12 protein-coding genes are annotated in these 14624 nt (G+C 45.3%); 10 read left to right on the plus strand and 2 right to left on the minus strand.

The features are described 5' to 3' along the window. The first annotated feature begins 5 nt into the window (after nt 1–5). From EO131_RS11465 to EO131_RS11500, 8 genes are all read left to right on the plus strand, one after another. A complete protein-coding gene (locus EO131_RS11465; RefSeq protein ID WP_127022009.1) occupies nt 6–551 on the plus strand; it encodes a hypothetical protein in 546 nt (181 codons plus the stop codon). Nucleotides 552–588: 37 nt separating this feature from the next. Continuing rightward, nucleotides 589–1791, plus strand: a complete 1203-nt coding sequence (locus EO131_RS11470) for an MFS transporter (protein WP_127022011.1) — start codon at nt 589–591, stop codon at nt 1789–1791. 49 nt (nt 1792–1840) lie between these two features. Then, nucleotides 1841–2659: an NIPSNAP family protein gene (locus tag EO131_RS11475; protein ID WP_127022014.1), complete on the plus strand. Its 819-nt coding sequence runs from the start codon at nt 1841–1843 to the stop codon at nt 2657–2659. Between the two features lie 3 nt (nt 2660–2662). Continuing rightward, complete coding sequence (locus tag EO131_RS11480; protein WP_127022016.1) at nt 2663–2941, plus strand: thioredoxin domain-containing protein; 279 nt, start codon at nt 2663–2665, stop codon at nt 2939–2941. Between the two features lie 23 nt (nt 2942–2964). Then, nucleotides 2965–3408: a DUF1572 family protein gene (locus EO131_RS11485; RefSeq protein ID WP_127022019.1), complete on the plus strand. Its 444-nt coding sequence runs from the start codon at nt 2965–2967 to the stop codon at nt 3406–3408. A 188-nt stretch (nt 3409–3596) separates the two neighbouring features. Then, entirely contained in the window at nt 3597–6878 is a 3282-nt protein-coding gene (locus tag EO131_RS11490) for a S41 family peptidase (RefSeq protein ID WP_127022022.1), read from the plus strand. A gap of 135 nt (nt 6879–7013) precedes the next feature. Then, a complete protein-coding gene (locus EO131_RS11495) occupies nt 7014–7628 on the plus strand; it encodes an SET domain-containing protein (protein ID WP_127022025.1) in 615 nt (204 codons plus the stop codon). Nucleotides 7629–7717: 89 nt separating this feature from the next. Then, on the plus strand, nt 7718–9112 hold the full coding sequence (locus tag EO131_RS11500; protein ID WP_127022028.1) for a M61 family metallopeptidase: 1395 nt from the start codon (nt 7718–7720) through the stop codon (nt 9110–9112). Nucleotides 9113–9128: 16 nt separating this feature from the next. On the opposite strand, the gene EO131_RS11505 is transcribed toward EO131_RS11500, so the two are convergent. Further along, nucleotides 9129–10364 (minus strand): aminotransferase class V-fold PLP-dependent enzyme, encoded by a 1236-nt coding sequence (locus EO131_RS11505; RefSeq protein ID WP_127022031.1) that lies wholly within the window; start codon nt 10362–10364, stop codon nt 9129–9131. Between the two features lie 142 nt (nt 10365–10506). Here EO131_RS11505 and EO131_RS11510 point away from each other — a divergent pair, with 142 nt between their 5' ends. After that, nucleotides 10507–12000 carry a serine hydrolase gene (locus EO131_RS11510; RefSeq protein ID WP_127022034.1) on the plus strand — a complete coding sequence of 498 codons (1494 nt, stop codon included), beginning with the start codon at nt 10507–10509 and terminating at the stop codon, nt 11998–12000. A gap of 45 nt (nt 12001–12045) precedes the next feature. Here the strand turns inward: EO131_RS11510 and EO131_RS11515 are convergent, their stop codons facing one another. Continuing rightward, nucleotides 12046–12609, minus strand: coding sequence for a hypothetical protein (locus EO131_RS11515; protein ID WP_127022037.1), 564 nt, complete (start codon nt 12607–12609; stop codon nt 12046–12048). A 176-nt stretch (nt 12610–12785) separates the two neighbouring features. Between EO131_RS11515 and EO131_RS11520 the strand changes: the two genes are divergently transcribed. Beyond that, nucleotides 12786–14618: a glycoside hydrolase family 2 protein gene (locus tag EO131_RS11520; protein WP_127022040.1), complete on the plus strand. Its 1833-nt coding sequence runs from the start codon at nt 12786–12788 to the stop codon at nt 14616–14618. Nucleotides 14619–14624 lie beyond the last annotated feature (6 nt).

Genomic DNA, 14624 nt, shown 5'->3' on the forward strand with positions numbered 1-14624 from the left:
TTTAAATGAACCAAACACACGAACAATTGGAAAATGACCTCAAAACCATTATCCAATCTGGACCCATTAATGAACTCACCTTTTACCAAGTAAACCCCAACTTTTTTGAATTTGCGGACGAAGGCTATTGGATCATAGACGGAGGTGTGGAGATCAAATTCCCGGCCGGAGTGGTCTCGGCCGCCTTCAGTCCCGATTTGGAATCATATGTGATCGAGAACAGGCCCTTATCTGAAATTTATACCCACAACAATCATGTTGCCTTGCACAACGAGAACATTGCAGAGGTTGAAAAATGTCGTGGCCTAAACGTGATCAACGCGGAGTTTAAAAGTTTGGAATTTGAGTACATTGTGGATTACACCATGCGTACCGAAAAGGAACAACGGTTTGTTCAATTGGTATTGGAACTGCAGAACAAATCCAAAATCCAGATTGCATTTATTGATTACACTTTGGAGGAAAACGGCGGTCCCGAAAATTTCTCGTTCAGTTTAATGAATGAGGTTTTGATTTCGACTAAAAGCATTAAGGCCATTGAAAGTGTTTAAGCAAGATTAAATTTTATCATTTGTCACAATAACCTCAATGAAACCCTCCAAACTCATACTCCCCGTTATTGTGTTTTCGCAGTTTTGCTGCACTTCGTTGTGGTTTGCCGGCAATGGGGTCATGCAAGATTTGGTGGCCACTTTTGGGTTGGGCAACAGCGCCGTGGGGCATTTGACCTCGGCCGTTCAGTTTGGATTTATTGTAGGCACCTTGATTTTTGCCATTTTGTCCATTGCCGACCGCTTTTCCCCCTCCAAGGTATTTTTAACCTGTGCCCTCTTGGGTGCTTTGTTCAATCTGGGGGTCATTTGGGAAGACAACGGCCTGGCGAGTCTCCTTACCTTTCGCTTTTTTACCGGCTTTTTCTTGGCGGGCATCTATCCCGTCGGTATGAAGATTGCCGCCGATTATTATGAAAAAGGACTGGGCAAATCCTTGGGTTTTTTGGTCGGCGCCTTGGTGGTCGGTACCGCATTTCCCCATCTATTGAAAAACATGACCCATGCGGTTCCTTGGAATAGGGTCTTGGTGGCCACCTCGGGTTTAGCAGTTTTGGGAGGGGTACTCATGGTGGGATTGGTTCCGGACGGCTCTTTCCGTAAACCAAGCCAAAAACTGCAATTATCGGCTTTTATAAAAGTGTTCCGAAACAGCAAGTTTCGTTCCGCGGCCTTTGGGTATTTTGGCCATATGTGGGAACTGTATACGTTTTGGGCCTTTGTTCCCATTATGCTACAAACCTATGCAAGCCTACACAATGGAGTTTCATTCAATATTCCGTTGTTGACGTTTGCAATCATTGCCCTTGGGGGATTGGCCTGCGTATTGGGCGGCTATTTGGCTCAAGCATTGGGTACTAAAAAAGTGGCCTTTACAGCGCTTTTGCTTTCTTGTTGCTGCTGCTTGATGTCTCCCTTTCTATTTGCACAAGCCTCGGAAGGACTTTTTGTCGCTTTTCTTATGTTTTGGGGCATGGTGGTCATCGCCGATTCGCCCCTGTTTTCCACCTTGGTGGCCCAAAATGCTTCCCCAGAAATTAAGGGTACGGCCCTGACCATTGTCAACTGCATTGGCTTTGCCATTACCATTATCAGCATTCAATTGCTCAACATAATGCGGAATTGGAGCACGTCAAACAGCATGTATATGATCTTGGCCTTGGGTCCCATTTTAGGATTGATGGCTTTGGCTTCAAAAAGAAAAAAACAGAATGGTCCAGAAGTGGTAAAACGCAATTAAATACGTAAATTGAAGACGGTTTTAAAGCCTAAATCCAACTACACTACACATGAAAACAATCCAACTTCTTGCATTATTGGTAACCGCAACGCTTGCCAGTTGCGGCAATCCCAACCCCGAAAAATCGGAAACCAACGAAACCCCCGAAACCGTTGCCAACGAACGGGAATTTTACCAACTCAAGGTCTATTCATTCAGTTCGGAAGACCAAGTGGCCGCCACGGACAACTATTTGCAAAATGCTTTTATCCCAGCTGTTAAAAAACAAGGCATCGATAAGGTGGGCGTTTTTAAATTCCGCACCAACGAAAAGGACACCGTTCAAAGAACCTACGTGCTTCTTCCCTTCAAATCTATGGAGGATTTTTTGGCGTTGGACAACAAATTGGGTGAAGACGCTGAATATGCAGCAGCAGGAAGCGCGTACCTCAATGCAGCATACGATAATGCCCCTTATGACCGTATTGAGTCCATCCTAATGCAGGCCTTTACCGATATGCCCATGATGCAGGTACCGAATCTGGACAGTCCACGTGCCGAGCGCATCTACGAACTGCGGAGTTACGAGTCCCCCACCGAAAAATTATATGTAAACAAGGTAGATATGTTCAATGCAGGAGGCGAAGTCAAATTGTTCGACCGATTGAACTTCAATGCCGTGTTCTATGGTGAGGTAATTTCCGGCGCCCACATGCCCAACCTGATATACATGACCACCCATGCCGATATGGCCACGCGTGACAAAAACTGGGAAGCTTTTGTGGATTCCCCTGAATGGAAAGAAATGAGTGCCTTACCCAAATATCAAAACAATGTATCGCATGCCGACATTTGGTTCCTCTACCCTACCGATTATTCGGACTATTAAGCGATGGAGGATCAACACATAGAACTTCTGTACTTCACCGGAAAGACCTGCAATGTCTGCAAGGTGTTGAAGCCAAAATTGCTGGCCGCCGTGGAGGAAGAATTTCCCCATGTGGCCATCCGGGTGGTGGATGTGGAGGAAGAAGTCGAATTTACGGGACAATCCATGGTTTTTACATTACCAGTCGTGATCCTTAAATCAGATGACAAGGAAATGTACCGTTTTGCCCGCAGTTTTTCAGTTTATGAAATTTTGGACAAGTTGAAACGACTAAGTGGTTGATCAACCTTAAAAACCCAATCAAGATGAAAGCCACCTTGCAATCGCTCTTCAAAAGAGATCTGGAAAAACTCAAAACTGAAATTGAACAGTATTCCTCTGAAGAAAACCTTTGGCGAACCGATAAATCCATCACCAATTCGGCAGGAAACCTGTGTTTGCACCTCATCGGCAACCTTAATGCCTTTATTGGAGCCGCACTCGCAAAAACGGATTATATACGCGATCGCGAATTTGAATTTGCCGGCAAGGATGTACCGAGAACCACGCTTTTGCAACAAATTGACGAAACCATGGTCGTCGTGGAAAAGGGACTCGATACCCTGACCGATGAAACGTTGTCCGGGGAGTTTCCCATTCAAATTTGGGGCAAACCCATTGGAACGGAGTTTACAGTGATCCACCTCTTAAGCCATTTAAATTACCATCTGGGACAAATCAACTACCACCGAAGGTTGTTAGACAACTAGATTTTCCCGAGATCCATTATATCGAATTTCCCTCATTGCCTACCCTTTACAGAAAAGTGAAGTAAAAGGGCAGCTTACCTAGTTTACTTTTTGGACGGTTGTTTCAATCCAATTTGGATGTTTTCTGTATTTTTAGGCAACAGGAAAATCTTGTCCTTTTTGTTCAACCTTTACTTCAAATTATACCCATGAGAAAAAAATATGTTCTAGGCATTGCCTTGTTTGCACTTGCACAATTGGTGGCGCAAGAGGGAACACTTCTGCTAAGGGAACCTACCCTTTCCAACAATGCAGTGGTCTTTGTGTATGCCAACGACCTCTGGAAAGCCCCACTCACTGGTGGAACGGCCGAACGTCTTACCAGTGGAATCGGTTATGAATCCGACCCGCATTTTTCGCCCGATGGTCAATGGATTGCCTTTACTGCGGAGTACGATGGCAATAGCGATGTGTATGTGATTCCTGCCAATGGAGGCACTCCGGAACGTATCACCTATCACCCGGCCATGGACGAGGTACAGGGTTGGACCCCCGAAGGAGAAATTCTTTTCCGGTCCACACGTAACGCAAGGCCGACCATGACCAGCCAATTTTTTACTGTTTCCCCTGAAGGTGGCCTGCCCAAGGCAATGGCCATTCCCCGAGGGGCCTACGGCAGCATTTCCACTGATGGTTTCCATATCGCCTACACACCCATCACTTCATGGGACCCAGAGTGGCGCAATTACAGGGGCGGACAAGCCATGCCCATTTGGATCGTGGACCTAAAAACCTATGATTTAATGACAACCCCACAATTGGACCAGGAACGACATTTGTACCCTGTTTGGTCGGGCAATAAGGTCTATTACTTGTCGGAACGCGATTATACCAGCAATATTTGGAGTTTCGATATCATTACCCAGACTGAGGAGCAGGTTACCTTTCATAAAAAATTTGATGTCAAAAATTTGGATGCCTTCGGGAATCAACTAGTGTATGAGCAAGGTGGCCGATTGCATCTTTTGAATTTGAACACCAAAGAAACACAACCGTTGACCATCGCAGTTAAAGGTGACCTTAATTTTAGCCGCGAACGCTGGGAAGATGTATCCGCGAACGGCGTAAGCAATCCCAATATCTCCCCCAATGGCAAACGGGCCGTTTTCGAATATCGAGGCGATATTTTCACCTTTCCCAAAGAAGAGGGAAGTTGGCGCAACCTAACCCAAACATCAGGTGTGGCCGATCGCTATCCGGTATGGTCGCCCAAAGGGGATAAAATTGCTTGGTTTTCCGATGCCAATGGGGAGTACCAATTGGTGGTGGCCGATCAGTACGGAGGAGACCAAAAATCCTTTCCACTGGACAACCCTACTTTTTATTTTAAACCGGATTGGTCACCCAATGGGCAATACATCGCTTATACCGATACGGATTACAACATGTGGTATGTGGATGTAAAATCGGGCAAGGTCACCAAAGTGGATACCGACCGCTATGCGCATCCCAACCGAACCATGAATCCCGTTTGGTCGCCCGATAGTCGCTTTATTACCTACGAAAAGCAACAGGACAGTCATTTCAAGGCCATTTTTATTTATGACACCCAAACCGGTAAAACGGTTCAGGTAAGTGAAGGCACAGCCGATGCCACAAGTCCAGTTTGGGATGTTTCCGGAGAGTACCTGTATTTTTTGGCCAGCACGGACTATGGATTGGCATCAGGCTGGTTGGATATGAGTTCCTACGACCCAGGTGTTACAAGAAGTTTGTATGCCTTGGTCTTGAGTGCTTCCGGAAAAGCGCCCAATTTGCCCAAAACCGATGAAGAATCACCCAAAAAAGAGGAAAAAGAGACTGAAAATGGGTCAAAATTGAAGAAAAACGGCAAAAAGGAAGAAACTGCAGCAACCACAAAGCCGGTTGTCATCGATTTTGCAAATATCCAAGATCGGGTTGTCGCCTTGGAGCTTCCAGCGCGGAACTATCAATTTTTACAACCGGGTACCGAAAAACAATTGTTTGTGGCCGAGGCCATTCCAAACGCACGAGGGCTAAAAGTGCACAAATATGAGGTAGACAAGGAAAAGGCCTCCGATTTTACGGACGGGGTCCTAGAAATGGTCGTATCCGATAACGGAGAGTTCGCCCTAATACGCAACAGCGGTAACTGGATGATTTCAGAAACCAAGAATGCTCCAAAACCGGAGGATAAATTGAACATCGACGCCAAGATCAAAATAGATCCCCAAGCGGAATATGCCCAGATTTTTAAGGAAGGGTGGCGCTACATGCGCGATTTTCTGTACGTGGACAATGTACATGGCGCACCTTGGGATGAAATCTACAGTTGGTACCAGCCTTGGATCAAACATATTAGGCACCGCACCGACCTCAACTATGTGGTGGATATTCTAAGCGGGGAAGTAGCCATCGGCCATTCCTATGTTTCCGGTGGCGACATGCCAGATGTGGACCAGGTGCCCGTGGGTCTTTTGGGTGCTGATTTCACAAAGGAGAATGGCTTTTATAAAATTCAAAAAATTTATACCGGGGAACATTGGAATCCAGATGTGCGCGCTCCTTTGGCCATGCCGGGCATGGAGGTCAAGGAAGGGGACTATCTATTGGCCATCAATGGCACACCGCTTTCGGCCGATCAAAACATTTATGAATTATTGGCCCAGACAGCGGATCGCACCATCAGCATCACTGTAAATGGCACACCCAATATTTCCGGGGCCAAAAAAGTGACCGTGAAGCCTGTAGCAAACGAATTCCAATTACGTTACATGGACTGGGTGGAAAGTAACCGCAAAAAGGTGGACGAACTTTCCAATGGAAAACTGGCCTACGTCTACATTCCCAATACCAGTGGCAACGGGTTCAGAAGCTTTAACAAATACTATTTTTCCCAGCAGGACAGAAAAGGAGTCATTCTGGATGAGCGCAACAATGGCGGAGGCTCCGCGGCCGATTATATGATCGACATTATGGCCCGTGAACCTTTTGGCTATTTTAACAGTAAAGCCAACGACAACAGGCCATGGACGAGCCCCATCGCAGGCATTTGGGGACCAAAGGTAATGATCATCAATGAGCGGGCCGGTTCCGGAGGTGACTTATTACCCTATATGTTCAAGGAAAAACAGCTAGGGCCCTTGGTGGGAACCCGAACCTGGGGTGGATTGGTCGGAACCTGGGATACGCCACGGTTTATTGATGGTGGCCGCATGGTGGCACCCCGTGGAGGATTTTACAACACCAAAGGGGAATGGGATGTGGAAGGAAAGGGTATAAGCCCCGATATTGAAGTAATCCAAAATCCAAAAGACGTTGTGGAAGGCAAAGACCCCCAATTGGAACGAGCTGTTCAAGAAGCCCTACGATTGTTGAAAACCCAGGAGTTTTTTATGAAACCCGAACCACCCGCACCCGTTCGCTGGAAACGGCCCGACGGTTATGACCAAGACGGAAATCAAGAGTAATCCTAAAAACCCAGCGAATTTGCTGGGTTTTTTCATGGTGGAAACCTGCTTATCATACCATTTTACATCCCAAAAAATTCCCATCAACGGATCGAACAATTTTATACCTTCCATCGAAAATTCATTCGATATACAATGATTCATCCAGATACAGAATTACGCTTTATCAGCAACGAAATTGGGTACGGCGTGGTCGCGACCAAATTCATTCCTGCAGGCACCATCACTTGGGTTTTGGACAAATTGGACCGGGAATTCACCCCCTTGGAACTCCAACAAATGGAACCCATCTACCAAACCATTTTAGACACCTACACCTTTCGGAACAACAAGGGCAACTATATCCTTTGTTGGGACAATGGAAGGTACGTGAACCACAGTTTCAACTCCAACTGTTTGACCACCGCCTACGATTTTGAAATCGCCGTTCGGGACATACAGCCTGGGGAACAGCTCACCGACGATTACGGCTACCTCAACATTCCCCTACCCTTTAGGGCAGCCGATGAAGGCACGCGCCGCAAGATCGTTTACCCGAACGACCTGCTGAAATACTACAAGGTGTGGGACAACAAGATCAAAAAAGTGTTAGGAAATATTACCAAACAGCAACAACCCCTGCGTCCGCTGCTCAATGGGGGACTATGGAACAAAATTGAGGCTATTACGGCAGGCAAAGAACCCATGGATTCCATTTTGACCAATTTTTATGATGCCTCACAACTGGAGTCCATTGTCAATCCTGTCTAGTTGAACAAATTCGACCCTTTGTTTTTGTAGGACCATGCTTAGGTTTTATAATTCCTTGTATCTTAGCGAAGTAACAACCTGACCCTATCATGAGAACCTTTCCTTTTTACATCCTTTTGTTGTTTGGATGGATTATGTACGGGCAACAAACGGTGTACTACACCTTGACCCATACCCCCAATTCCAACAACATTGAAGTGGCCATTAATTTTGAGCCCATGAATGCCGAGAAGGTACGATTGATTATTCCCCGAAGTGCTCCGGGCACCTATAGCCTTACTAACTACAGGGCATTTGTGGAACAGGTAGTGGGCACTTCTACCAACGGAACAATGGCAAAGGGCACCATAGGTGATGGCTCTTTTTTTACTTTTGAAGCAGAGAGTGAACAACTGGCACAAGTAAGTTACCAATTAGATCTTGAAAAAATGGAAACCCAATTATTGGACGGGGACGCCAGCTCTAAATCCAGAACAAACTACGTGGGACTATTGGGTTACTCCGTTTTTGGGTTTGTGGAAGGTTTGGAGGAAAATCCAATTGAGCTTACCTTCAAAACAGAACCATCTTGGCCCATTTTTAGCACGTTGGCTCCTACATTGGATCGCCCAAAGGGTTCAGCGAGCTTTCAAGCAGAGAATTTTGGTGTTTTGGCAGACGGACAGTACACCTTGGGCAAGGATTCCCAAATATATCAAGTCCCAAATGCGCCCATACCTCTTTTTGTGGCCATTTACAGTGAAACGGAGGTAAATCTGGAGGAAATTGGTAGAAGGGGATTGTTGGCACTTAATGGTCTCAAAGATTTTTACGGGTATGTACCCATGCCCCACTACACCATTTATGAGGAGTTCATCAACCCAAAATCTGACCGACACGATTATGGGTTTTCCATGGAGCATTTGAACAGCATGACCTATACGGGTGACCTTTCACGAGCGGTTACATCATACGATCCGAAGGCAAACATCGGAAGCATTGTACACCACATGGGGCATTCATGGATTCCTCTCAGGTCTTACGGAAGAGGATATCGTCCCTTTGCATGGCAAGTGGCCCCTTTGATCGAGACCATTTGGTTGAACGAAGGCTTTACCTGGTATATTTCTTACGCCTATGTCTTGGAACGGTCTGGCATCTTGAATTTTTATAAAAGGAATATGGAAGAAGCCCCAAAATTCATCAAGGAAAAATCTTTGAAGGAACTGTCTTTACTTGGCTCTTCCCAATATGCTGCGGATTTCAGGATAGGCAAGAACCTCTTCTCTCGTGGGGCCTTATTGGCACACGACCTGGACATGGTAATTCAAAAGGAAACCAACGGGCAAAAATCAATAAAAGATGCCCTGTTGGGCCTTTTAAATTGGACAAAAACGAATCAACGGGCTTTTGAATATGATGAAATTGAGCCCATCATGTCCAAAGCTACTGGAGTGGATTTAAGTACCATTTGGGAACAATGGCAGGGCGGTAAGCTTGATTGATAATAAATTGAGAAATCTACAACGCTTTCCACAAGGCTTGGATAAAGTCATCTATATCCTTTTTGCTGGTGAACATGTGACAGGAAATCCGGTTTCCGTTGATACCGGGAAGGGTTTTGATAATGATATCCTGATCTTTAAGTTTACGGGCTATTTCTGAGTTTTTGGCCTCTTCCAAGGTAAAACTGACGATGCCGCAACTAAGTATATCAGCTTCCGAGCTAATGATGTGGAGCCCCTTTAACTTTGTCAATTGGTCGTAGCAATAATTACGTATCTCCAAACACCTTTTATACACCCGATCCTTGCCAATTTCCCGATACCATTGAATAGCTGCTCCCAACCCGATCAGGGTCGCCACATTTCGTGTACCCGACGATGCTGAATAACTACCAAAACCTGAGTGGGTAAAGGCCATATTGATTTGGGATTTGAACTCTGGAGCCACATAGAGAAAGCCTGTCTCTTTTGGGCCCATCAACCATTTGTGGCCGCTGCAGGCATAGGCATCCACACCCATTGCTTCCACATCTACTGGGATTTGTCCCATGGCCTGTGCCCCATCCGCAATCAAGATGATGCCTTTGGGCTTGGTGATTCGGGCAATGGCCTCGAATGGCATCACCAATCCAGTAATGGTATTCACATGGCTTAACAAAAGGACTTTGGTTCGTTCTGTAATATTGGATTGAACGGTTTCGACAATTTCCTCCACACTGTTGGTGGGCATTGGGAACGATAGCTTCCTTACCACCGTCCCTTGATTTTCGACAAGGTAGTCCAACCCGACCATGGCGCCACCGTGCTCTTGGTCAGTGGTAAGGATTTCATCCCCAGGTTGTAGCTTTAAAGATTGGGCAACCACATTCAACCCCTCTGTGGTATTCCGGGTCAATAAAATATGTTCTTTATCCGCATTGACGAATTCGGCAACTAGCTCCCTCACAGCTTCCATTTCTTTGCCAAGAGTGCCCCAGTTTTCAACCACGGGGTTCATTTCCAAGGTTCTCATGGTTGCATGTACCAAATCCAAAATCTTCACGGGACTTGGGCCCAAACTGCCCGTGTTCAGGTAAATTCGATTAGGTGGTATCAACAATTGACTTCTGATCAAGGTGAACAATTCGTCATCGCCCATCGAATCCATCATGTCCAATGAAACTGGAAAGAAATCATCCATATACAACCTCGGGACCAATGGGGTCAGACCAAACAATGCCGTATTTTGAAGAAAATGTCTACGCGAAGCCATAAGTGGAAAATTAATTCCCTGAAAATACAAATTGCGATCGGAAACTTACCCTCATTTATTTGTAATCAATAATCACAAACCAACTTTATCCATACGCCATTTCATTGTATCTTAGTGGGATAACCACCAACCTTTTCCAAAAATGAAACACTTTCTTTATTGCATTACCTGTCTTTTTCTTTTAATTCATCCCAGTCACGCCCAAAATAACAAAGCCAAACAGTTGGATGCCATGATTGTCCAGGGTATGGCGGATTGGGAAGTTCCCGGTCTTGTTACCGTAGTGGTGAAAGATGGGGAAGTCCAATTTCGCAAAGCCTATGGGGTCAAAAATTTGGAAAGCAAAGCCCCAGTTGACGAACATACCCTTTTTACCATGGCCAGTACCACCAAGGCCATTGTTTGCCAAGCCTTGGGCATTTTGGTAGATCAGGGTAAATTGAACTGGACGGACAAAGTGCGTGATCATCTCCCCTATTTTCAACTTTCGGACCCCTACATTACCGAAGAAGCACGTGTTCAAGACCTGCTCACCCACAATCTGGGCATAGAACAGGCCGATTTGCTTTGGGCGTTGGACAGTGTGTCCACCAAAGAAACCTTAAAACGATTTGCCCATTCCAAAAAAGGATACCCGATGCGCGCCGGTTTCGATTACAATAATGTAATGTATGCGGTGGCCGGGGAAGTGATACAAGCCGTGAGTGGACAACACTGGACCGATTTCGTCACCGAAAATATTTTTAAACCTATAGGAATGACGGATGCTGTGGCCAAATCCGCGGACATCTTTAAAAAAGGAAATTATACCACCCCCTACCTCAACGATTTGGATGAAGGTATTGTGCAGGTGGATTACAATCTTTCAGATCAGATCGGGGCCGCGGGTATGATCTGGGCCAGCCTTTCGGATGTGACCAATTACTTAAAATACCTGGAGAACGATGCTGTGGTGGGCAACGACACCATTTTGAGCAAAAAAACCTTCGATTACCTGTTTAAGCCCCACGCATTTGTTACCGATGCGAGCTTCTACCCTACCCAACAACTCACCAAGCCCCACTGGAAAACCTATGGTTTGGGTTGGTTCCAGCACGATTACCGCGGTGAAAAACTCGATTTTCACACAGGAAGTCTCGGGGGACTGATTGCCATTTGTGGCATTATTCGGGATAAGAACACCGCCGTTTATGTGTTCGCCAATATGGACCATGCGGAATTACGGCATGCCATCATGTACAAAGCCATGGATCTATTTGCCTTTGATGACAACAGTACGGACTGGCATCAGGATATTTTTGAACTCTATTCCAAGTTCAAAAAGCAACAAAAAGAATATGTGGAGAAAATGCGCAGCGACAGGGTCAAGGACACTGACCCCACTTTGGACCTAGCAGCCTATGAAGGCGAATATACCCATCCCATGCTGGGAAAGGCTATGGTGAAAAGAACGGACAATGGGTTTAGTATTGATTTCAACAGTTTTGTGTCGTTGGACACCTACCATTGGCAATACAACACCTTTATGTCGACCAAGGAAAATCCATATCGGGCAGAGATTGATTTCAACTTTTTGATTGGGTCCGATGGGAAAGTGAAGGCTTTAGAGGCGTTCGGTGAAAAATTTGAAAAATAAAAAAGGCACCGTTTCGGTGCCTTTTTCATCCTTCTTCATAACGTATTAGTTGCCAAAACTGTTGGCCAATCGTGGTTGTGGGCTTCTGCTCCGCATAAACAAATCCGTAAGCGGTTTAAAGTGTCGCCTCCACTGAAATGGAGCAAAATCGAACCACAATTTAACTTCAGGGGCATTGCCTTCCTCCACACAGAACCCACCATCAATGGTAAAATCAATGTACGGTACTTGGTTGGCAGATTCCTCTACCCCATCCTGGTAGGTAAACCGGTTGCCCCATCCCGCCACATAAAAGCGGAGTTTGGTGTAATTACCATCCGGAAGGGAGACCACGCTGCGCGAGCGCAAGAAACTGCCCGAGGGGATACCTTTAAGGGTAACAGGGTTCTGTCCAGGAAAATCTATTATAAAGTACTCATTGCCTTGTTCATCGATGGCCGAGAACTTGGTAATGTTCAAGATCATTTCGGAAACCTTCAGCGACTTAGCCGCCTCATTCTTCAAGATCAACTCAGCTCCCTTTTGTGGGGCACTGTACCAATCCGCCATTACGCTCGGCGTATAGGGGACCGTTGACCAAATCGTTGGATAAAAAATTGTTTTCTTCATAGCTGTGTACATTTTCAGTATACAGGTACAAAGTTGCGGTGGATTAATTGCGCCCACGTCCAATAAATTGACCAGTTTCTATGCTCCATTACCTTAAATGCCCGTTTTTAAGATTTTTTTTGGTTAAAATGACATATCGTTTGTTTCCTATCTTTAAAAAACCATAGCAAAACACAATGAAACACCAACTTTTTGGACTCTTGGCCCTATTCTGCTTGAGTTTCAACCTTTCTGGACAGGAGGGTCACAATTTACTCATCAACGCCTACAACAGACCGTCCACTTCTTTAAATGGAAACTGGCACTATATTGTAGACCCTTATGAAAATGGTTATTACAATTATCGGTATGAGCCCTTCGACCAGCAGGACAATCCTTCCCCCAATGCGTATTTTACGAACACCAAGGCAAAAAGTCCATCCGATTTGATCGAATATGACTTTGACCTTTCCGATACGATTCAGGTACCGGGGGACTGGAATACCCAAAAAGAGAAATTGTACTACTACGAGGGCACGATTTGGTATAAAAGGTCCTTTGATTATGTGAAATCAAAAGACAGTAATAGGGTTTTTGTGTATTTCGGGGCTGCCAATTATAAAACCGAGGTGTATTTGAACGGTCAGAAATTGGGTGTCCATATGGGTGGCTTTACCCCGTTCAATTTTGAAGTCACCAATCTGCTAAAGGAAAAAGACAATTTTTTGGTTGTAAAGATGGACAATAAACGCACAAAAGAAGGCGTACCCACCTTAAATACCGATTGGTGGAACTACGGTGGCATCACCCGTGATGTAAAATTGATTGAAACCCCTTCCACTTTTATCCGGGATTACTTTATTCATTTGGACAAACAGGATAATGGACTGATCGTTGGTGAAGTACAATTGGAAGGTTCATCGATAAACAACCAAACTGTTTCCATCCAAATTCCAGAACTGAAACTGCAAACGATAGTCACCACAGATGCTTCCGGAAAGGCCCAGTTTAAAATGAAATCAAAAAAAATAAGCTATTGGTCACCAAAAAATCCGAAGTTATACCAAGTACGGTTGATAACCGACACGGAGCAACTCCAAGACCAAATAGGATTCCGGAGCATTTCCACGCAAAACGAAAACATTTTGCTCAATGGTGAGCCTATATTTTTAAAAGGCATCAGTCTGCATGAGGAAAGCCCGATTACCAAGGGGCGTGCAAATACGGTGGAAGATGCCAAAAAAGTATTGGACTGGATCAAGGAGATGGGCGGCAATTATGTGCGATTGGCCCATTATCCCCATAACGAACACATTGTTCGATTGGCCGATGAAATGGGGATTCTGGTTTGGGAAGAGAATCCCGTGTATTGGACCATACAGTGGAAAAACCCGGAAACGTTCAACAACGCCGCCAACCAATTGGAAGAAATGATATTTCGGGACAAGAATCGAGCGTCGGTCATCATCTGGTCCATGGCCAACGAAACACCTGTTAGTGAAGCCAGAAACCAATTTTTAAGCGAGTTGATTGAAAAAGCGCGATTTCTGGACCCAACCCGATTGATCAGTGCCGCGTTGGAACAAAGCAATTCAAAAAATGATCCCAATATCAAAATCATTGACGATCCCATGGCCGAACTGGTCGATGTGCTCAGTTTTAACCAGTATATGGGCTGGTATGTGGGTACGCCTGAAATTTGTAGGGACATCCAATGGAACATTACCCAGAACAAACCCGTGATCATTTCGGAATTTGGGGGTGGGGCCAAACAAGGGCTTCATGGTGATAAAAGTACCCGCTGGACGGAGGAATATCAGGAATTCCTGTATCAAGAAAATTTGGAAATGCTTTCCAAAATCAAACAATTGCGAGGTATGTCACCTTGGATTTTGGTCGATTTTCGTTCACCACGCAGACCCTTGCCCAAAATTCAGGACGATTACAACAGAAAAGGGTTGATTTCGGAAGATGGAACCAAGAAAAAGGCCTTTTGGGTACTCAAGGAATATTACGATTCCATGAAATAGATCATG

The sequence above is a fragment of the Flagellimonas beolgyonensis genome, assembly GCF_003992615.1.
GTDB lineage: Bacteria > Bacteroidota > Bacteroidia > Flavobacteriales > Flavobacteriaceae > Flagellimonas > Flagellimonas beolgyonensis.

Coding starts and splice junctions, on each gene's coding strand:
- EO131_RS11465 (WP_127022009.1), top strand. CDS start 6: ATGAACCAAACACACGAACAATTGGAAAATGACCTCAAAACCATTATC.
- EO131_RS11470 (WP_127022011.1), top strand. CDS start 589: ATGAAACCCTCCAAACTCATACTCCCCGTTATTGTGTTTTCGCAGTTT.
- EO131_RS11475 (WP_127022014.1), top strand. CDS start 1,841: ATGAAAACAATCCAACTTCTTGCATTATTGGTAACCGCAACGCTTGCC.
- EO131_RS11480 (WP_127022016.1), top strand. CDS start 2,663: ATGGAGGATCAACACATAGAACTTCTGTACTTCACCGGAAAGACCTGC.
- EO131_RS11485 (WP_127022019.1), top strand. CDS start 2,965: ATGAAAGCCACCTTGCAATCGCTCTTCAAAAGAGATCTGGAAAAACTC.
- EO131_RS11490 (WP_127022022.1), top strand. CDS start 3,597: ATGAGAAAAAAATATGTTCTAGGCATTGCCTTGTTTGCACTTGCACAA.
- EO131_RS11495 (WP_127022025.1), top strand. CDS start 7,014: ATGATTCATCCAGATACAGAATTACGCTTTATCAGCAACGAAATTGGG.
- EO131_RS11500 (WP_127022028.1), top strand. CDS start 7,718: ATGAGAACCTTTCCTTTTTACATCCTTTTGTTGTTTGGATGGATTATG.
- EO131_RS11505 (WP_127022031.1), bottom strand. CDS start 10,364: ATGGCTTCGCGTAGACATTTTCTTCAAAATACGGCATTGTTTGGTCTG.
- EO131_RS11510 (WP_127022034.1), top strand. CDS start 10,507: ATGAAACACTTTCTTTATTGCATTACCTGTCTTTTTCTTTTAATTCAT.
- EO131_RS11515 (WP_127022037.1), bottom strand. CDS start 12,609: ATGAAGAAAACAATTTTTTATCCAACGATTTGGTCAACGGTCCCCTAT.
- EO131_RS11520 (WP_127022040.1), top strand. CDS start 12,786: ATGAAACACCAACTTTTTGGACTCTTGGCCCTATTCTGCTTGAGTTTC.